The organism is Loktanella sp. PT4BL (assembly GCF_003201935.1).
Lineage (GTDB): Bacteria > Pseudomonadota > Alphaproteobacteria > Rhodobacterales > Rhodobacteraceae > Yoonia.
The window spans coordinates 58,764-78,101 of sequence record NZ_QJJL01000003.1; the positions used below are offsets into that span (position 1 = coordinate 58,764).

At 58.3% G+C, this 19,338-nt stretch carries 22 protein-coding genes; 9 read left to right on the forward strand and 13 right to left on the reverse strand.

The features are described from left to right. Positions 1–5: 5 nt before the first annotated feature. Positions 6–887, forward strand: a complete 882-nt coding sequence (locus C7964_RS09970; RefSeq protein ID WP_110279535.1) for a hypothetical protein — start codon at positions 6–8, stop codon at positions 885–887. On the opposite strand, the gene C7964_RS09975 is transcribed toward C7964_RS09970, so the two are convergent. The 6 genes from C7964_RS09975 to ilvD form a co-directional block, all read right to left on the reverse strand. Then, entirely contained in the window at positions 871–1,806 is a 936-nt protein-coding gene (locus C7964_RS09975; protein ID WP_110279536.1) for an FkbM family methyltransferase, read from the reverse strand. The two genes, C7964_RS09970 and C7964_RS09975, sit on opposite strands and share 17 nt — an antisense overlap. Positions 1,807–2,107: 301 nt before the next feature. Then, on the reverse strand, positions 2,108–2,599 hold the full coding sequence (locus C7964_RS09980) for a fasciclin domain-containing protein (protein WP_110279537.1): 492 nt from the start codon (positions 2,597–2,599) through the stop codon (positions 2,108–2,110). Between the two features lie 129 nt (positions 2,600–2,728). Further along, positions 2,729–3,094 (reverse strand): hypothetical protein, encoded by a 366-nt coding sequence (locus tag C7964_RS09985; protein WP_110279538.1) that lies wholly within the window; start codon positions 3,092–3,094, stop codon positions 2,729–2,731. Positions 3,095–3,106: 12 nt separating this feature from the next. Further along, positions 3,107–3,880, reverse strand: coding sequence for a DUF6478 family protein (locus tag C7964_RS09990; protein WP_110279539.1), 774 nt, complete (start codon positions 3,878–3,880; stop codon positions 3,107–3,109). Positions 3,881–3,942: 62 nt separating this feature from the next. Then, entirely contained in the window at positions 3,943–4,554 is a 612-nt protein-coding gene (locus C7964_RS09995; protein ID WP_110279540.1) for a dihydroxy-acid dehydratase, read from the reverse strand. 4 nt (positions 4,555–4,558) lie between these two features. Beyond that, positions 4,559–6,292 carry a dihydroxy-acid dehydratase gene (gene ilvD / locus C7964_RS10000; RefSeq protein ID WP_110279541.1) on the reverse strand — a complete coding sequence of 578 codons (1,734 nt, stop codon included), beginning with the start codon at positions 6,290–6,292 and terminating at the stop codon, positions 4,559–4,561. 107 nt (positions 6,293–6,399) lie between these two features. Here ilvD and C7964_RS10005 point away from each other — a divergent pair, with 107 nt between their 5' ends. From C7964_RS10005 to C7964_RS10030, 6 genes are all read left to right on the forward strand, one after another. After that, entirely contained in the window at positions 6,400–7,308 is a 909-nt protein-coding gene (locus tag C7964_RS10005; RefSeq protein WP_110279542.1) for a CPBP family intramembrane glutamic endopeptidase, read from the forward strand. Positions 7,309–7,368: 60 nt separating this feature from the next. After that, positions 7,369–8,304, forward strand: coding sequence for an acetyl-CoA carboxylase, carboxyltransferase subunit beta (gene accD, locus C7964_RS10010; protein ID WP_110279543.1), 936 nt, complete (start codon positions 7,369–7,371; stop codon positions 8,302–8,304). A gap of 29 nt (positions 8,305–8,333) precedes the next feature. Beyond that, positions 8,334–9,575, forward strand: a complete 1,242-nt coding sequence (locus tag C7964_RS10015; protein WP_110280224.1) for a bifunctional folylpolyglutamate synthase/dihydrofolate synthase — start codon at positions 8,334–8,336, stop codon at positions 9,573–9,575. After that, positions 9,572–10,078: a hypothetical protein gene (locus C7964_RS10020; RefSeq protein ID WP_110279544.1), complete on the forward strand. Its 507-nt coding sequence runs from the start codon at positions 9,572–9,574 to the stop codon at positions 10,076–10,078. The genes C7964_RS10015 and C7964_RS10020 overlap by 4 nt, the downstream gene beginning before the upstream one ends. Positions 10,079–10,353: 275 nt before the next feature. After that, positions 10,354–12,048, forward strand: coding sequence for a tetratricopeptide repeat protein (locus C7964_RS10025; RefSeq protein ID WP_286163887.1), 1,695 nt, complete (start codon positions 10,354–10,356; stop codon positions 12,046–12,048). Continuing rightward, entirely contained in the window at positions 12,035–12,892 is an 858-nt protein-coding gene (locus C7964_RS10030) for a 4-(cytidine 5'-diphospho)-2-C-methyl-D-erythritol kinase (protein ID WP_110279546.1), read from the forward strand. Before C7964_RS10025 ends, C7964_RS10030 begins: the two co-directional genes overlap by 14 nt. Positions 12,893–12,911: 19 nt before the next feature. Here the strand turns inward: C7964_RS10030 and rsmD are convergent, their stop codons facing one another. Further along, positions 12,912–13,469, reverse strand: a complete 558-nt coding sequence (gene rsmD / locus C7964_RS10035) for a 16S rRNA (guanine(966)-N(2))-methyltransferase RsmD (protein WP_110279547.1) — start codon at positions 13,467–13,469, stop codon at positions 12,912–12,914. Further along, a complete protein-coding gene (locus C7964_RS10040; protein WP_110279548.1) occupies positions 13,466–14,680 on the reverse strand; it encodes an NAD(P)/FAD-dependent oxidoreductase in 1,215 nt (404 codons plus the stop codon). The genes rsmD and C7964_RS10040 overlap by 4 nt, the downstream gene beginning before the upstream one ends. Positions 14,681–14,772: 92 nt before the next feature. On the opposite strand from C7964_RS10040, the gene C7964_RS10045 reads away from it, so the two are divergent. Both C7964_RS10045 and C7964_RS10050 read left to right on the forward strand, forming a co-directional pair. Continuing rightward, a complete protein-coding gene (locus tag C7964_RS10045) occupies positions 14,773–15,264 on the forward strand; it encodes a peroxiredoxin (RefSeq protein ID WP_110279549.1) in 492 nt (163 codons plus the stop codon). Positions 15,265–15,357: 93 nt separating this feature from the next. Further along, on the forward strand, positions 15,358–15,612 hold the full coding sequence (locus C7964_RS10050) for a hypothetical protein (protein ID WP_110279550.1): 255 nt from the start codon (positions 15,358–15,360) through the stop codon (positions 15,610–15,612). Between the two features lie 32 nt (positions 15,613–15,644). On the opposite strand, the gene C7964_RS10055 is transcribed toward C7964_RS10050, so the two are convergent. Genes C7964_RS10055 through C7964_RS10075 form a run of 5 tightly spaced genes read right to left on the reverse strand, consistent with a single transcriptional unit; the run spans position 15,645 to position 19,214 of the window. Continuing rightward, positions 15,645–16,490: a mechanosensitive ion channel family protein gene (locus C7964_RS10055; protein WP_110279551.1), complete on the reverse strand. Its 846-nt coding sequence runs from the start codon at positions 16,488–16,490 to the stop codon at positions 15,645–15,647. A gap of 1 nt (position 16,491) precedes the next feature. Beyond that, entirely contained in the window at positions 16,492–16,791 is a 300-nt protein-coding gene (locus C7964_RS10060; RefSeq protein ID WP_110279552.1) for a 4a-hydroxytetrahydrobiopterin dehydratase, read from the reverse strand. Next, the gene (locus tag C7964_RS10065; protein ID WP_110279553.1) at positions 16,788–17,972 is read right to left on the reverse strand and encodes a GNAT family N-acetyltransferase; all 1,185 of its coding nucleotides are present in this window, start codon (positions 17,970–17,972) and stop codon (positions 16,788–16,790) included. The genes C7964_RS10060 and C7964_RS10065 overlap by 4 nt, the downstream gene beginning before the upstream one ends. Before the next feature lie 31 nt (positions 17,973–18,003). After that, entirely contained in the window at positions 18,004–18,756 is a 753-nt protein-coding gene (locus tag C7964_RS10070; RefSeq protein ID WP_110279554.1) for a glycerophosphodiester phosphodiesterase family protein, read from the reverse strand. Further along, on the reverse strand, positions 18,753–19,214 hold the full coding sequence (locus C7964_RS10075; RefSeq protein WP_110279555.1) for a RidA family protein: 462 nt from the start codon (positions 19,212–19,214) through the stop codon (positions 18,753–18,755). The genes C7964_RS10070 and C7964_RS10075 overlap by 4 nt, the downstream gene beginning before the upstream one ends. Positions 19,215–19,338: the final 124 nt, after the last annotated feature.

Genomic DNA, 19,338 nt, shown 5'->3' on the forward strand with positions numbered 1-19,338 from the left:
CACTTATGAATAGCAACGTCGCCGTCTGGACCATGATCCGCAACGAAGACTACTTTCTTAAACTATGGGTCAGCTATTACGGGCAATTTATACCCCGCGAGAACATGTTCATTCTTGTCGACGGCGCAGACAGCATATTGCCGGACGGGCTGGAAGGTTGCCAGATCATCACTTTCCCAAAAGGGAAAGTTGGTCCTGGCTGGGACAAGAAACGCTGGGAGTTTCTTTCGCATTTCGCCAGTGCGCTGACAGCACGATTTGATCTTGTCGTCGGCGGTGATGTGGACGAATTGATTGTCCTTGAGCCGCAGTTTGGAGATGATCCATTCGCGCATATTCTTGCGGAGACAACAGCTCCGGTCATCTCACCCTTTGCCATCGAACTGGTGCACCGCGTCGACGTGGAAGCCCCTCTCGATCAAAGCCGTCCGGTACTGGCGCAAAGGGCTTTTGGCCGGATCAATATGTGGTATTCGAAGCCCTGCATTATCCGCGTCCCCATCCAGTGGAGCCTTGGGCAGCATTTCTCGACCCATCCCGAACTGCATTTGTCGCAGAAGCTGTTTCTCTTTCACTTGCGCTATGTTGATCATGACATGCTCATGCGGCGCCAAAACCTACGCAAGGCGCATGTATCAGATGCGGATGGCGCGCTTGTAAAGGATGTGGCCGGTGTAGGCTGGCAACAGGAGGCGAACCAAATCAGCGACTTTCTGCATAGCTTTGTAACACATGGCCAGCCAGTCGAGACGAATTTTGGATTTGGGCCGCTTCGCAAACGAATGTATCGCGAATGGGAAGAAGGGCGCGGCGGGTTTTGGAAACACGCACGCGTGCATCGAATGACGACTTATCGGATACCCGAACGCCTCAGAGCAGCGTTTTAGCGCCTTCGCTCGCTTGGGCTTGCCGCAATCGCCTTGGGCGATTGGCGGGAAGCATGGCACAGTATTCCATCACGTCAGCCTCTGATCCGATGCAATCTTTGGTTATCAGAAGATCCAGCACCGCAAGCGCCAAGTCGTAGCTCTGTATCACAGCATCAGACAAAATCGCCAGATGCTTGAGCTGTTCAACAGTGAGGCTTTGAAGGTCGAGCAAGCTTCGAATGAAAATCGCGTCTCCGTCGACAAGCTGGTTCTGATGATATTTGGCCTGCAGGAAAGGCGAAAACCGGCGCGCCACATTAACTGCCTTCAAGGTATCGAACTTGTGCAGATAAAAGCCCGCATCTGAGAGTAAACGCATTTGCTCATGCATCAACGGCTGACCGACATAAAGGGGGATCGCCGCCACTTCGGTGAACACCATAAGCGCATCATGTAATTTGTCGGGGCCGTTCCTGAACACGGCCGCCTCGCCGCCCTGAATGTCGATCTTTATGAGGTCGGCATGTGGAATTTCGGCGATGTCATCAAGCCGAACGGTTTGCACCTGTACTTGTTCCGTCACTGTCATCATGCCCGCCCATTTCTCCAGATAAGCAATTGCAGCAGGGTTGGGGGGCAGTAATGATGTGAATCCACTATGGCGACAGATATGCAGTGTGCTTTCTGTTCCATCTCCGACAGCATAGGGCAGCACGATGCGATTTGGACGATTTTCGGCCAACAAGGCCTCATAGGCCGAAGGCTGGGGCTCGAAGCAATAGACTTGTGCGAGGCCCTGCGTCAGCAACAAGTCATATGGCGACGGTTCAACAGGATTGGCGCCAATATCAATAATTGCGGTCGGGCGTTCAGGCGCAAGCATCTTGTGTAATTGCGTCCAGCGCTTTGCGTCCGTTTCATTGGGGGTCTCGGGCATGTAGCACTCTCAGCATCTGGTCGTTTATTGGGCTACGTGCCCATGGCGGCAAGTTTGCAGGACTGTGCCAGGCACGCAAGCCCGGTGGTTGGCGCCTGTATTGGGATTTGCATGACTTGTGAAGCAATTACCATAGACAGCAGCCACGTTTCGGTTTCTTGCCGGAAAACCCAACCCGCGACAATTTCTGCCTCGAACCAAAAGACCCCACCGCTATCAAGCGATGGGGTCGTGTGGTGCCGTTATGGGCAAACCGAGCGCAACTCCCGGGGAGAAGATGCGGTCGGGTGAGTGGCCTGGCTTATGGCAACAGAACAGCGTCAATCACGTGAATCACGCCGTTAGACGCGATGATGTCCGCTGTTGTCACTGTCGCGTTCTCAACGGTCACGCCGTTGCGGCCGTCGATGTGGACTTCTTCACCGTTGACGGTGGCAACGCTGAGGCGCTGACCTGCCAGTTGATCGGATGTGACTGCACCGGGTACCACGTGATATGTGAGGATCGCTGTCAGTTGGTCGATGTTTTCTGGCATCAGTAGTGTTTCAACGGTACCTGCTGGCAGTGCGGCGAAAGCTGCATCTGTTGGTGCGAAGACAGTGAATGGACCTTCGCTCTTCAATGTGTCTACCAGACCGGCAGCGGTGACAGCGGCGACCAGTGTGTTGAAGTTGCCGTTGGAAGCCGCGATATCGACGATATCAGGCTCGCTCTCCATCATGGGTGCACAAGCAGCTGCAACAGCAACGCCAGCGGCGAGAATGGTAGATTTGATTGCAAAGCGACGGTTCATTGGGTGTTCCTTTCGTTCCCTGTTAACGCACTTGTTACGGGGGGAGAGGTGCTCTGGTTGTCATTCTGACAATGAGTTTATCCGCTGTATTGTTTTGATCCGATGCGCGCTGCATTACGTAAGGCGAGGTCAGCTTTCGGCGCAATGTGCGCGAAATGCCTTCTTGAGAACCTCCAGTTCTCCACGCAATGCCGAAATTTCCGTGCGCAAGTCTTCTGCAACCGGTGCGCCGGCGATCAGGGTGAAACGGTCCAATGTAACGCCGCTTTGGTCGGTGATCAGAAAGCTGTGCACCCCATCCGCGATCATTGCCGCAGGGATCGGCACGGCAACTTGCCAGACATCATGTGCCGCATCATAGGTGCAATTCACTTGTGGCAAGGGCTGGCCAAGATGGGTGACCTGCAAAAGGGGTTGTTCTTGTCCGGCACCCGTCAGGTCGCCGTGCCAAACGCCTGCTTTGATCCGTGTGTTGATGAAATGCGCAGTGGCCATAGGGTCGTTTCCTCAGATATCAGCACGCGGATAGCGGCTGAGTGTCAGATCACGGATAGTCAGTTTGTTCATCGCGGGGCGTTCGATCATCAGATCAATCCACATCCGCTCGGCGCGCCGTTCATTCAGGCCGCTATAGGCGAGATCGAACTCGACCATCGTTTCCGCAGTATCATCCGGCAAGGTCAGCAGCACCTGTTCGGTGTTCGGGCCGTTCTTGACGTTCAGCCGCGCGTAGATGGCTGTCGGTCTTTCACGCGTGATCAGCGCCGCCAACCGGATCAGGTGGCGCTTGCGCAGCCCTTCACAGGACTCTTCGGGAACTTCGATCACAAGTGACAGATAGCTGCCAGCAAAGTCGAAGGTCTCAAGCACGATCCCGAAAGGTGCAAGATCGGTGTCCTGAGTATTGCGGATCTGTCGGAGAATGATTTCGCCGCGAGGGCAGTCGTGAAAGATCACCAACTCATTGGTGATTTCCATCTTGGACAGAGCAGGTGCATGCGCCGGTAGGTCCGCAGCAGCCCGCCAAGGTTTTGGCCGCCACCCCCAGTCCGTGCCGGGCGGTTGGGGAAAAATGTCAGAGCCGATCCGTGGCAGTGCAAGCCTGCTGTCAGCGGCAAAGCGGAAGGCCTGAATGTGGCGCAGCAGTTTCTTGGCTGCTTCGTTCGCCTGATCCAGTGATGCAAGGTCGGTCGCTCCGACGGCTTTCGTCGCCTTTCGCCACCGCGCAATGCTGCGGCGTTGCAGGAACCTCGTGATGTGGCCTTGCAGTGGTAATGGCATATAAGCGGTCTTCTTCTATCAAAAGGGCAAGTTTGCCAAACAAAACGCGCGATGAAAACTGCTCAGATTTCGGCTGGGCTGTCTGTCGCCGCGGCGGGTGGCGCCTGTACACCCGCAAGGATCTGTTTGAGCAAGGTCGCCCCCGGTCCGTCCTGAAGTGGCGATGCCGCCAAACCGCGCACACCGATAGTAACCAGTCGGCCGTTCACATTGGCAAAGGCGCGCCATTCTTCCCGTTGCAGACCGTCCAGCGGTGGTGGCCCCTGATCGGTGAAATGGATCATGACCTGATCATTGAAGGCCTGCGTGGACAGGACATTCACAGCATCGGGATTGTTCGCTTTCGTCAGCAGGCGGACACCGTCATCCGTGATGAGAAAATCCCGCAGGCCGATTTCGTCCGTGGCAATGCGCCCGCTGTCGGGGGGGCCCACCTGTATGGTTGCGATACCCACGATTTCGGGCGCGGCGGTGCTGTGGCCCAATGTGGCGCAGGACGCCAACATCGCAAAATCCTTTGCAAGTTGGCTTGATCGAGGATCAACACAATAGCCAGCGGGCGCTGTGGCAATAACAGCGCCCTGACCAAGCGAAACAGACTGTGTCACCTGATCAATCGGGGTGCAGGCCGTCATGGCTAGCACCCCGAAAACGACAGCGTTGGCACGGATCATGCCGTTACAGATCCATGTAGATGTGTTTTTCGGCTTTCGCACCGGGATGCGTCACCGCCCCGAGCCGTGCGCCACCGACAAGTTGCGCATATTTCCACAGCGCGCCCGAAGCATAGATGGTCTCTTTGGGGCCCTTCCAGTTGGCCTTGCGCGTTGCGAGCTCTTCGTCGGTCAGATCAACGCTCAACTCCCCTGTGACGGCATTGATGGTGATCACATCGCCATTGACCAGCAAACCGATCGGCCCGCCATGTGCGGCCTCTGGTCCTACGTGACCTACACAGAACCCGCGTGTCGCGCCCGAGAAACGGCCGTCGGTGATCAGTGCCACCTTCTTGCCCATGCCTTGACCTGACAGTGCAGCAGTCGTTGCCAGCATCTCGCGCATACCGGGGCCACCTGCGGGGCCTTCATTGCGGATGACAATGACTTCGCCTTCCTCGTATTCGCGGGCTTTGACAGCGGCAAACGCCTCTTCTTCACTCTCGAAGACACGTGCAGGACCGGTAAAGACCTGCTCGTCGCTGGCCATGCCCGCCACTTTTACAATCGCACCTTCAGGGGCAAGGTTGCCTTGCAGACCCACAACACCGCCTGTCGGGGTGATCGGGTTTTCGACCGGATAGATCACGGTGCCATCTGCATCGCCTTTGATCATATCAAGTTCTTCACCCATCGTGCGGCCTGTGGCGGTCATGCAGTCTTCATGGATCAGACCCGCTTTGCGCAGTTCTTTCAGGACAACGGGTACGCCGCCGGCTTCGTAGAGGTCCTTGGCGACATAATCGCCACCGGGCTTAAGATTTACGAAGTAAGGCGTGTCGCGGAAAATGTCGCAGACATCCATCAGGTCGAAATCAATACCGGCCTCATGGGCGATCGCTGGCAGGTGCAGACCGGCGTTGGTCGAACCACCGGTACAGGCGACGACGCGCGCTGCATTTTCCAGCGACTTGCGTGTGACGATGTCACGTGCGCGGATGTTTTTCGCGATCAGGTTCATCACCGCCTCGCCGGACGCTACGCCGTATTGATCGCGGGATTCGTAGGGGGCAGGGGCACCGGAGGAGTTCATCAGCGCAAGGCCAATCGCCTCGGACACACAGGCCATGGTGTTGGCGGTAAACTGGCCACCGCAGGCACCCGCCGATGGGCAGGCCACGCGTTCCAGCACTTCGAGCTCGGCATCGGACATGTTGCCCGCCTGGTGTTTGCCCACGGCCTCAAAAACGTCCTGTACGGTCACGTCCTTGCCGTCCAGGCGGCCCGGCAGGATGGAACCACCGTAGATAAACACGGACGGCGTGTTCAAACGCACCATCGCCATCATCATGCCCGGCAAGGACTTGTCACAGCCCGCGAGACCAACAATCGCGTCATAGCAGTGACCGCGCATGGTCAGTTCAACGGTGTCCGCAATCGCTTCGCGTGATGCGAGGGAGGAGCGCATACCTTCATGGCCCATCGCGATACCATCAGTGACGGTGATCGTGGTGAACTCGCGGGGTGTACCGTAACCTTTTTTCACGCCCAGTTTCACAGCCTGCGCCTGACGGTTCAGAGAGATGTTGCAAGGGGCTGCTTCGTTCCAGCAGGTCGCGACACCGACCCAAGGCTGCTTGATTGCCTCTTCATCAAGCCCCATCGCATAGAAATAGGACCGGTGTGGCGCGCGTGACGGGCCTTCGGTCACGTGGCGGCTGGGCAGGTGTGTCTTGTCGACTTGATCCTTGGGCATTTCAATCTCCTCACAAACGCTTTGGAAACGGTCTAAATAGAGGGCAGGTCCGGCGCAAGCCCTCCAAAGCTGGTTGCGGCGGTTGGTAACTGCGCTAGGGTCACGCCATGCGCCATCCCTACGAAGCCCACCGCAGTTTTATCAGACCCGCTTGGGCCGCGCGCGAGACGTGGCGCATCCTTGTGATGATCGTCTGTTTCGAGATTGTTTTCGCGGTGTCACCGACGATCTTTACGGCATTTCTACCCAGCGACGCGGCAGTCGATGCGTTCTATGAGGGCACGACAGCTTTTGGCACGCTGGCGCAGTTTGCGTCCTTCGGAATTTCTGCCATCGGATTTCTGGTGCTGCTCCGGCTGTTGCACGGCCGCGGGTTCTGGTCGTTGATCGGACCAGCGCACGCGGCCAGGCGCGATCTGATCCGCGTTGGCAGGGCGGTGGCGATCTGGCTCTTTGTGTTCGAGTTTCTGCCGCCATGGATCAACCCCGCCGATCTGGCCGAGGTACGCGATTTCGGGGTCTGGGCGTCACTCATCCCGCTCGCTTTGGTGGCGGTGCTGATACAGGTCGGCACTGAAGAGATGTTCTTTCGCGGCTACCTGCAACAACAATGCGCCTGCATCTCGAATAGCCCATGGGCGTGGATGGTCCTGCCGTCCGTGATGTTCGGGGCATTGCATTTCTGGAATGGCAACGGGGCTGCCGAAGGGGTGCTCTGGGCGATCTGGGCCACTGCGCTGGGCATCGCTTGTGCCGATCTGACCGCGCGCACCGGTAACCTGGGGGCTGCGATTGGTCTGCACATGGCGAACAATGTCTTTGCACTGCTTGTCGTCGGGGTGCAGGGCTGGCCCTCATCCGGGCTGGCGCTTTTCCTTTATCCCTATGAGGACCCGGCACTTTATGCTTATGGCATAGAGGCACTCTTGTCGCCGTGGATCGTGTTTCAGTTGCTGACAATGCTGACCTCGGTCCTGATCATGTGGCTTGCGGCACGAATTGCGCTCCGGCGCTGATTGCATTTCGCGACGTGGCGTCATATTTCAGACCGTGAACAGACCTTAAAGGCCGCACTTATGAACTGGATTACCAACTACGTTCGCCCCACGATCAACTCGCTGTTTTCACGCCGCGAGGTGCCGGACAATCTGTGGACGAAATGTGATGACTGCGGCACGATGCTCTTTCACCGCGAGTTGGCGGATAACCTGAATGTCTGCACCAACTGCGATCATCATATGGCGATTGGCGCACGTGACCGCTTGCGGTCCATCTTTGATGGCGGCGTCTTTGTCGAGGTTGCGGTGCCTGAACCCACAGCAGACCCGCTGCATTTTCGCGACCAGAAACGCTATACCGACCGCATCAAGGAAGCCCGCAAGAAAACCGGCGAGAAAGATGCGATGCTGGTCGCCGAAGGCGAAATGGGCCGCACGCAGGTTGTTGTTGCGGTGCAGGACTTTTCCTTCATGGGCGGATCAATGTCGATGTATGTCGGCAACGCGATTGTTGCTGCCGCAGAACGCGCCATTGCGCTGAAATGCCCGTTGATCCTGTTTTCTGCTGCGGGCGGTGCGCGTATGCAGGAGGGTATCCTTGGCCTGATGCAAATGCCTCGCACCACTATCGCTGTGCAGATGCTCAAAGAGGCCGGGCTGCCTTATATCGTGGTCCTGACGCACCCGACGACGGGCGGCGTGACCGCATCCTACGCGATGCTGGGTGATGTGCAGATTGCCGAACCGAATGCGTTGATCGGCTTTGCCGGTGCGCGGGTGATCGAGCAAACCATCGGTGAAAAACTGCCCGAAGGTTTCCAGCGTGCGGAATATCTGCTGGATCACGGCATGTTGGACCGCGTGACAAAGCGGACCGAACTGAAGGATGAGCTGGTAACCATCGTGCGCCTGTTGATGCGGCAGGACCCACCGGTGAAGGGTGATCTGCCCGCACCAGAGATCAAGCCGGAAGCCACCGAGGAAACCGCTGCGGCGGAAGAAGAGGCCAAGTGAGCCGGACCTCGGACGCGATCCTTGAACGGATGATGGCCTTGCACCCCAAGGTCATCGATCTGACCCTGGATCGTGTGTGGCGCCTGCTGGCGGCCGTGGGCAACCCCCAAGACCGTTTGCCCCCCGTGATCCACGTGGCGGGTACGAATGGCAAAGGATCGACCCAGGCCATGATCCGTGCAGGATTGGAGGCGGGCGGTTCAACCGTGCATGCCTATACGTCTCCGCATCTGGCGCGCTTTCACGAACGGATCCGGCTTGCAGGAACGCTGATCACGGAAGAGGTGCTCACGGAGGTGCTGGACCGTTGCTATGTAGCGAACGGCCCCGATCCGATCACCTATTTCGAGATCACAACAGTTGCAGCGCTTCTTGCTTTCGCGGAAACGCCTGCGGATTACATATTGCTTGAAGTCGGTCTTGGCGGTCGTCTGGATGCGACCAATGTGATCGCAGACCCAGCTATCACGATTATCACGCCGGTCGATTTGGACCACCAGCAATATCTGGGTGATACGCTGGCCGCGATTGCGGGCGAAAAGGCGGGCATCATCAAGCGTGGCGTGCCTTGTGTCGTTGGTCCGCAGCATGACGAAAGCATGGATGTGATCGAAGCAAAGGCGGCAGCGCTCGGCGCGCCGCTTCTCGCCTATGGCCAGCACTGGCATGTGAGTGTCGAGCGCGACCGGCTGATCTATCAGGATGAGCGTGGCCTGTTGGACCTGCCGTTGCCAAACCTGCCCGGCCCGCATCAGGTCATGAACGCAGGGGCGGCAATTGCCGCATTGCGCGCACTGGGCAAAGACGAAACCGCATGCGAGGCGGCAGTGACCCGCGCGTATTGGCCTGCGCGGATGGAGAAGCTGACAGAAGGGCCCTTGGTCGCTCTGGCGGCACCCGCCGAGCTTTGGCTTGATGGTGGGCACAACCCCGCGGCAGGGCAGGCGCTGGCCGAGACCCTGCGGGCCCAGCCGTCGCGTCCGACGCATCTGATCTGCGGGATGCTGAACACCAAGGATATTGGCGGCTACCTACGCCCTTTGGCCGGTGTCGCGACATCGCTGACCGCCCTGTCAATTCCCGGCGAGAAAGCCACATTGCCTGCGGCGACAACCGCTGCAGAGGCGGAAAAGGTTGGACTACCTGCCCGCATTGCCGACAGTGTTCAAGAGGCAATCGTCGCGATCAAGCAGGATGCGCCCGACGCACGGATCCTGATCTGCGGATCGCTCTATCTGGCGGGGCATGTCATGCGGGAGAATAGCGGTTGATCAGAGGTGTTGCTGTTGCGCTTTCATTGTTGGCGAATTCTGCCAAGGCGGCAGATTTCTATTTCTGCTGGCAAGGGGCGAACGGCTACACAATGACCGGACAGATGTCGATCACGCCGGCCGCACTGAACAAACCCCTGATCACGCAAGATGATGTCACCCTGTTCCGGATTGCCGGATACCAGGACCAGCGGCTTTTGGGCAAATGGGACATCGACACAATGCGAGAGGGTGCGAGCTGGTTTCTTAACTATGATACCGCGCGCAGCGTTTTTCTGACGCCGGGTGAAATGGGTCTTGGTGTGTCTCAGGCATGGAACGCCGACGGCACGGCGACGGACTGTGGCAACCCCGGTTTCGGGTTCAACCTTGGCAACTACGCGCAGGATTTTTGCCTCAACGGGCGGTGGGTTGAAGAAAGCGGCATGCCGCCGGAAACACCATTTCTGGTCAGCCCTGTCCCCGTCGATCCGCTCTGCCGGGTTTACGCTCCGACAAGTTGATCGATTCGCGAATCAGTTACTTGACTGCGAATCACCTTATCCTTAGTGTCACTGCTAACGTGAAGCGCTATATTTAATAGGCGTGTGCGAGCAGTCTTGGCAGGGCGAGCAGGCGGGCCGTAATGGCCTGTCTTCTTGTTTCCCGACATTTTGTACCTTCCGGTTCTCCCCGACTGACCCGCAACAATTTGCCACCCTTACTTTGTGCCGTTTGCATGCAAGCCTTTCCCTGCTTAGGGTGCGATAACAGCAATAGAGGTTCAGGTTTGACTGTAGTGAAAAGATCATTTTTCGGCGCGATTACGGCCGTCGCCATTTTGGGCTGCGGTCCGGGTTTCGCAGATCCCGATGCAGGATCTTACCTTGCGGCGCGGCAGGCCCTGCAGGCGAATGACTTTGCCGAAGCGTCGCGGCGTTTGTCTCGCGCTTTGATTTCTGATCCTGCTGAACCGGCACTGCTTGAAAATACAATGACCGCCTTTATCGCCTTGGGCGATATCGAACGGGCGCTGCCGATTGCGGAAAATATCGCGGCACGCGGGTACGAAAGCCAGGTCGCCAACCTGACTTTGATGATATCCAGCGCCAAAGCGGGCAACTGGCAGGGTGTTCTCGACACGCTTGAAGCGGGCCGCTCTGTCGGACCGTTGGTGGATGGTCTGGCCAAGGCTTGGGCCTATCTGGGCGAGGGCGACATGACCCGCGCCACCGAGAGCTTTGATGCGGTGATTGCCGCAGAGGGCATGATGATTTATGGGCTGACACACAAGGCCTATGCGCTGGCCTCTGTGGGCGATTTCGAAGGCGCCGATGCCATTTTCTCGGGCCAGGTCCCGGGGGGAATGCGTTACAGCCGCCAAAGTGCCATCGCCCACGCACAAATCCTGAGCCAGCTTGAACGCAATGACGATGCGCTCGCGATCATCGACGGTGTCTTTGGCGATCAGCTTGATCCCGGCATTGCCGATTTACGCGCCAGGATCGCCGCGGAGGAAGCTGTGGCCTACACCGCCGTGCGCACACCTGCGCAAGGGCTCGGCGATCTCTGCCATGTTATTGCGGGGATCGTGCAGGAAGACGCACCGGCACCATTCACGCTGATGTACGCCCGTGCGGCAAGTTACCTTTGGCCTGAAAATACCGCTGCGGTTCTTATGACAGCGCGTTTGCTTGAAGAACTTGAACAGCATGATCTTGCCAATACCGCTTTTGCATCTGTGGCGCGCGACGATCCCTCTTTTTCGGCCGCTGAACTGGGCCGGGCCGAAGTGCTGCGTGCCGCTGGCAGGCAGGATGCGGCGATCGAAGTGCTTGAGGCTCTGACGCGTAGTCACCCCGAATTGCCTGAAGTCTATGCCACCAAAGGCGATACCTTGCGGCAGGCGGAGCGCTATGACGAGGCAATCGCCGCGTACTCCACCGCACTGGATCTCTATGACGAAGGCCAGAATCCGCGCTGGTTCGTGTATTATACAAGGGGCATTTCCTATCACCGCATGGATGAATGGCCAGATGCCGAGGCAGATTTCCGTGCGGCACTGGCGTTGCGCCCCGATCACCCGCAGGTTCTGAACTATCTTGGGTATTCGCTGGTGGAACGTGGCGAAAAGCTGGATGAAGCGCTGGAGATGATTGAAACAGCGGCTGCAGAGCGGCCTGATAACGGCGCTATAGTGGATAGTCTGGGGTGGGTCTATTTCCAACTGGGCCGGTATGAAGAGGCGGTTTTCCATCTCGAACGGGCCGCCTCGCTCGAACCGGTGGATCCTGTGATCAATGATCATCTGGGAGACGCATTCTGGGCGGTTGGCCGCGAGACCGAAGCGCGGTTCCAGTGGCATCGCGCCCTTTCGTTCGATCCCGAGGCTGACGAGGCCTTGCGTATCCGTGACAAGTTGAAGCGTGGGTTAGATCTGGTTTTGGTCGATGAGGGGCGCGCCCCCATTCGGGTTGCCAGTGGCGACGATTAGGGCCAGCGCCCCCGCCAAGGTCAACCTGACCCTGCATGTCACCGGACAGCGGGACGATGGCTATCATCTGCTGGATAGTCTGGTGGTCTTCGCGGGTGTAGCAGATCAGCTTAGCGCGACGATTGCTTCGGATTTGCGGATCTCTGTGAGCGGTCCTTTTTCGACCGGCGTGCCCACAGACCATACAAATCTGATGCTGCGTGCCGCAGAGGTGCTGCGCGCAGCACGGGGTGTCACAAAAGGGGCCTCTCTGACGTTGGAAAAGCATCTGCCCCACGCGGCAGGCATCGGCAGCGGGTCATCGGATGCCGCGACGACGCTCGCGATGTTGGCAGAGCTTTGGGACGTCGCGCCGCTTCCCGCCATGATGCCCGAGGTCGTGGCGCTTGGCGCGGATGTGCCTGTCTGCGTGTCATCACCGCGCCCACTGCGCATGTCAGGGATCGGTGATGTGCTGTCGCCGGTCGCGCAATTGCCATCCTGTGCGCTGGTCTTGGTACGCCCTTCTGTCGAGGTGCCGACGGGTCCGGTGTTTCAGGGCCTTGCCACGAAACAAGGCAGCCCGATGATGCCACTGCCCGCCTCACTCGACTATGACGGTTTTGTCCGCTGGCTCTTGGCGCAGCGAAACGACCTGCAAGCCCCCGCCGAAACCATCGCCCCCCAGATCACCGAGGCGATTGCCAAGCTCCGGTCCCTGCCTGCGGTATCAGTCGCGGGCATGTCGGGGTCAGGGGCTACGTGTTTTGGACTGGTCAAAGATATGGCCACCGCGCGTCAGGTGGCGCGCATCGTTCAGGTCGCCAAAATGGATTGGTGGGTGGCGCCAGCCGAGGTGCTTTAGGCAGGCAAAGCGTTTTGTGTCAGGCGTTATGACGTAGGAACGTGACCCATGTGTCGCCATAGCGTCGCTGATCCAATGTGGTGAACCCCTGCGGTGCAATCTGCGCGCGGCTTTCCTCCCAGACGATCAGGGCGTCAGGGGCAAGCCACCCTGCGGCCTTTGCCGCGGCCAGCGCCTTGCCGCCAAGGTTCTGATCATAGGGCGGATCAAGAAAGACCAGCGCACAGGGCGTGCCCTGTGGCAGCTTCGCGGTATCTGTGCTGAGAACCGTCGTATCGTCCTGCCTGCGCAGTTTGGCAATATTCTCGCGGATCAGTTTCTGCGCCACGCGCCCGTTATCGACAAATGTGACATGTGCCGCTCCGCGTGACAGCGCCTCAAGCCCCAGCGCTCCGGTACCTGCGAACAGATCAAGCACCTGTGCGCCGTTGATCGGATCGCCGAAACGCCCGCCTTGCAGCACGTTGAACAGGCTTTCGCGGACGCGGTCCGTGGTGGGGCGCAAATGCGCGGCCGCATCGCCATGGCCGACAGAGGCCAAGCCCGTGCCGCGATGAGTGCCGCCGATGATCCTCACGGTTTCAGCAAGGCTTTCATGTCGGTTGCGGGATCAGTGATTAGTGCTGGATCAGGGCTGCGCCCTGCTTCGATCAAACGCTTGCCGATCATATAGTTGCGCGGATCATTCATGGCATCGACGGCCAGCAGGGTGTCGCCGTTGTAATACCAGTGCGATTGCACACCGGGCGCGTCGCCCTTGCGGACATAAACATCCGTATAGCCCAAATTCAGCCCTGCGATCTGCAGTTTGCAGTCATATTGATCAGACCAGAACCATGGCTTTGGCACATAAGGTTCATCGCCGCCCGCGATATTCACCGCTACTGCTTCGGCCTGATCAATCGCATTGCCGACGCTTTCAAGCCGGATGGTCTGGCCGTGAAACAGGCATGAGGCACAGTCACCGGCAGCCCAGATATGCGGATCGGACGTGCGCCCGTGACTGTCAGTCGTGATGCCGTTGCTCACGTCAAGCCCTGCACTTTCCGCCAGAATACTCGCAGGGTTAATTCCGACACCAACGACCGCAAAATCAATCTCCAGCGTTGCGCCATCGGTCAGCAACGCACCGGTGACGTGATCTTCGCCCAATAGCCGCTCAAGCCCGACACCTTCGCGAATATCAACCCCCTGGCTTTGGTGCAGGGCGCGAAAGTAGTCGGACGTTGCCGGGGCCGCGACCCGCTGCAAGATCCGGTCCGCCATTTCCACCAGCGTTACCTGTAGCCCCAATTTCGACGCCACCGCCGCCGCTTCAAGCCCGATATACCCGCCGCCGATGATCAGCACCCGCTTACCTGCGGTGAACGCAGGGGCCATCGCATCTGCATCGCTCAGATCGCGGACGGCAAAAACGCCGTCCAGCATGCCGCCAATGGATGCGGGCAGGGTGCGCGGATGGGCACCCGTGGTCAGGGCAAGCTCATCGTAGGACAGATGTGTATAGTCGCTGAGCCGGATCGTTTTCGCCGCGCGATCTATCTCCGTCACGCGGGTATCGAGACGCAAGTTGATCCTGTGCTCGTCATAAAAGGCCGCAGGCCGCAAATAGAGCCGTTCTTCGGCCATTTCGCCGAGCAAATAGGCTTTGGACAGCGGCGGGCGCTGATAGGGCGGTACCTTTTCCGCACCGATCAGAGTGATGTCCCCCTCAAACCCAACGGTGCGCAGTTTCGCAGCCAGTGATGCACCTGCCTGTCCTGCTCCGACGATAACAACGTGCGTCATGGGGGTTCACCTCTTTATGTGACTGGCTGTTGGCTTTTTGCACTCTATATGAGAATGCGACGGAGAGACAATTCGGAACAAAGGCGAGATTTATGACAATCAAGACAGGTGATACGCTGCCAGATGCAACATTGCTGGTAATGGGCGATGAAGGCCCACAGCAGGTACAGCTTTCTGACAAGGTAAAAGGGCGCAAAGTTGTGATCTTTGGTTTGCCCGGGGCCTATACAGGCACATGCACAACCGCGCACGTGCCCAGCTTTATGGTGACCTATGATGCGTTCATGGAAAAGGGAGTGGATGAAATCATCTGCGTGTCCGTAAACGATCCGTTTGTGATGAAAGCATGGGGCGACAGCACCCGTGCGATCGAGACCGGTATTACGATGCTGGCTGACGCGGAAAGTGCATTTACCAAAGCCATCGGCATGAACTTCAGCGCAGGCCCCGTCGGGTTTGTCGACCGCTCCAAGCGCTATGCGATGCTGGTTGAAGACGGCGTTGTGAAAATCCTCAACGAGGAAGAGGGCCCCGGCGTTTGTGAAATCTCTGCTGGCGAGACGCTCCTGGCGCAATTGGACTAAGCGACACCGACACTGCCCGTATCGGCGGGCAGTGTCATTCTGCGTATCGGTGCAGCCCGTTACCATGACACTCCGCATGCAAGGCCGATCCTGATGGAACCCCAACTGATCGCAATCGCGCTTATTGTGCCTTTTATTCTGGTGTTTATCTATGCAGGTATTCATGAGTACCGGCGTTACAAGTCAGAGGGCCGCGCGAAATACGGGCTTGTCTACGACGAAGAAACCGGCACGACGCATGTCACCGGTATCGCCGAGGATGACGAGGGGTACGATCCGAGTGATTTTGATCCCAGCGGCTACAACGAACCAGAAGAGAGCATTAACGCGCGCGATGACCGCACGTAGTGTACGGTAATCGCACGGCGGCTCTTGGCCTCTTATCCGTTCACTTGCATCACAGTCCGTGTCGGGAACGGAATCTCGATGCCGCCTGCGTCCAGCGCCTCTTTTACCTTGCGCTTCATGTCGGCCTGATAGGCAAAGTAATCGCCGCTTGCACACCACACGCGCACCAGAAAATCGACCGAGAAATCGCCCAGATTGTTCACCTGAATGAACGGCGCAGGGTCGGTCTTTGAACGCGGGTCGGACATGATGGTTTCGCGGATTGTCTCTTCGGCCAGCTTCAGATCAGCCCCGTAGGCTACACCAAAAATCCACTCCGCACGGCGGGTGTCATAACTGGAGTAGTTCACGATGGTGTTGCCCCAGACCTGACTGTTGGGGATGATGATCTGCACGTTGCTCACCGCTGCCAGTTCTGTGTAGTTCAGCGTGATCTCTTTCACCGTGCCCATCTGTCCGTTCACCTCGACGAAATCGCCGATTTTGATGGGGCGGAAGAACACAATCATGACACCGGCTGCGACATTCGACAGCGTGCCCTGCAGGGCCAGACCAATCGCAAGACCGGCGGCACCGATGACCGCGACAACCGATGTTGTCTGTACACCAAAGGTGTTGAGTACGAAGAGGAACGCAAAGCCGATAACAATATAGCGCGCCACGTTCCCCAGAAAGTTGAACAGCGTGATATCCAGATGCGCATAGGACTGCCCCAGCCCGATCAGGCGCTTGCGCACCCAGCCGCCCAGCAGAAAGCCCACGAACAGGATCGCGACAACGGCCAACACACTGCCGACGGCGGATGCAAGGAACTGGATCGTCAGCAGATCACCGATCGTATTGCCGTTCCAGATCACGGTATTGAGTAGCTGCTCCACATTAGCCTCCGGCGAGTTGGTCCATTTTCGCGCCCAGTTTGGCGTCCAGCGCGCTTAGGCCATCTGCGTCATGTGTCGTCAAGGTCACCTTCACGGTTTTGTAGACATTGAACCACTCGGGGTGGTGGTTCAGCTTTTCCGCCCAGATCGCGGCGCGTGTCATGAAACCGAACGCCTCGACAAAGTTGGCAAAGACGAATTCCTTATGGATCGCCTCACCGCCCTCGGCGAGCGTCCAGCCATTTGCGAGCAGTGGTTCGATCAGTTCTTTGTGCTCGGCAGCGGTCAGTTTGTCGGTCATTGGTGGTCCTCCATATTGGATTTGCGGAACGGGCCATAGCTCGTCAGCACCTCGATTTCGTGATCAATCGCTTCGCGCTCGGCCTCAAGGTAGCGGGCGACGGCGTCTTTGAATCCTGCGTCGCCGAACCAGTGCAGCGAATGGGTGGCGACGGGCAGATACCCGCGTGCGAGTTTATGTTCGCCCTGCGCACCGGCCTCGACCTTGCCCAGTCCGTGTTGGATCGCATAGTCGATCGCACGATAGTAACAGACCTCGAAATGCAGGCAATCGTGGTGCTCGATACAGCCCCAGTAGCGCCCGTAAAGCGTATCGCGCCCGATGAAATTCAGTGCCCCTGCCACGGGCCGTCCGTCGCGCAGGGCCAGCACCATCAGCATATCATCGCGGAGCGTTTCCTGCGCGTAATCGAAAAACGCCCGCGTCAGATAAGGCGTGCCCCATTTGCGGTTGCCGGTGTCCTGATAGAACACCCAGAACGCATCCCAATGTTCAGGCTTGATCTGGTCGCCCGTCAGCGAGACGATCTCGCCGCCGAAATCATTCGCCGTTTTGCGTTCCTTGCGCATGTTCTTGCGTTTGCGACTGGAAAGCGAGCCGAGGAAGGCGTCGAAGTCGGCGTAGCCATCGTTTACCCAGTGAAACTGTTGCCCGATGCGGGCCAGCAGGCCCATTTCTGCGCCAGCAAGCGCCTCGGCCTCGGTGCAAAACGTGGCATGAACGGACGATAGTTGGTTATCGGCGGCAATCTGCACCGCCCCTTGGATCAGTGCCGACATGCCCGCCGCCTCAAACCCCGGTTTGGTCAGAAACCGCCGCCCCGTGGCCGGGGTGAACGGCACCGCGATTTGCAGTTTCGGGTAATACCGCCCACCTGCATTTTCATAGGCATGGGCCCAGTTGTGATCGAAGATATATTCGCCCTGGCTATGCCCTTTGGCATAAAGCGGGGCGACGGCGATCATGACGTCATCCTGTTTCGCGGTCAGATAGCGCGGCTGCCAGCCCGTGCCGGGGCCAACCGATCTGCTGTCCTCCAACGCCTTCAGAAAGCGATGTGTTGTAAACGGATCATCGGGGCGGCCATCTGCTGCCTCGGGACATGCGCATGCATCCCATTCTGCCGCGTCAATCGCGTTGATGGTCGGGTGCGCGGTGATTTCGATGGGTGCGTCGCTCATACCTTGCAACTTGTGTGCATCGGGTGCGGCGTCAAGCCAAGTAGCCCTCGAATGTCACATTATCCACGATCTGCCGTGCCTTTGCTTCAGCCTCAAAAGAGCGGATTGTCCATGTAAAGATATGCGCCCCTTGTGCTTTGAGGTCGGCCACGCGCGGGCGGTCAAGATCGGTGGATTCGTGGCTGATAAAACAAGCGCCCACGCGGTCGTAGTCGGGGATTTCGCGCAGGACGTCGCGAACGGCCTCGGGGACTTCGGGCCAGAAGACCGCCTCATAGCTGGACGTCGTTATTCCGCGCGGGATGTGGGGCGCATATTGCGCGCAAGCGGCCACAGAATGAGGGTTGAAAGACATGAGCGCCACATCACCGGTGTAGTCGGCAAGTGCGTCACACACGGCCTTTTCGAGCGGCCCCACACCGGGGCCCATCGCGCCGTCCTGATCCTTGATCTCGATCAGCAGCGGCACTTTTCCACCCACCAAGTCCAGCACGGCCTCCAGCGACGGAATGGTGCCGCCGTCATCTGTGAGTGGGATTTCCTCTAACGCAGCACGCGTTCGATCACGCACTGGCCCCGATTCTGCTGTCAATCTATCCAGGGTATCGTCATGGAATACCATTGCATGACCGTCGCTGGTCAGCTGCACATCCATTTCGATCCCGTATCCGGCATCAAGAGCGGCCTGAATGGATTTGAGGCTGTTCTCGACCCGCCCCGCCTTGCGGTCATGCAAGGCGCGGTGGGTGATGGGGCGGGCAAAGAAGGACGCAGGCAGTGTCATTTGATCTGGAAGATCGCTTCGATTTCGACCGCGACGCCGAAGGGCAGGCTAGCCGCACTGACCGCTGATCGCGCATGACGGCCCTTGTCGCCCAAGGCGGCGACCAAAAAGTCGGACGCGCCATTGATCACTTTGGGTTGGTCGCCGAAATCCGCGGTCGAATTCACGAAACCTGTCAGTTTCACGACACGGACCAACCGGTCGATATCGCCGCCACAGGCGGCCTTGAGTTGTGCCAGAAGGCTGATCGCGCAGGTTCTGGCCGCATCGGCGCCGGCCTCTGCCTCCATATCGGCGCCAAGTTTGCCTTTGATCATCCGATCGGCATTGGCCGAAATCTGGCCTGAGACATATACGATGTCGCCAGCGACAACATAGGGAACATAGTTGGCAGCGGGGGCTGGGGCGTCAGGCAATGTTACGCCCAATTCGGCCAGTTTGGATTCGATTACACTCATGGTCGTTCTCCTGTCATTTGCGCGCACGCTAGCGAGCAAACCGGCAGGGCGCAATCGTCACTCTGAGCTGTTTTGGGGAAACCGAAGTGTCGCCCTTTTGCACAGGGTGGTGCGTCCTGTTGCC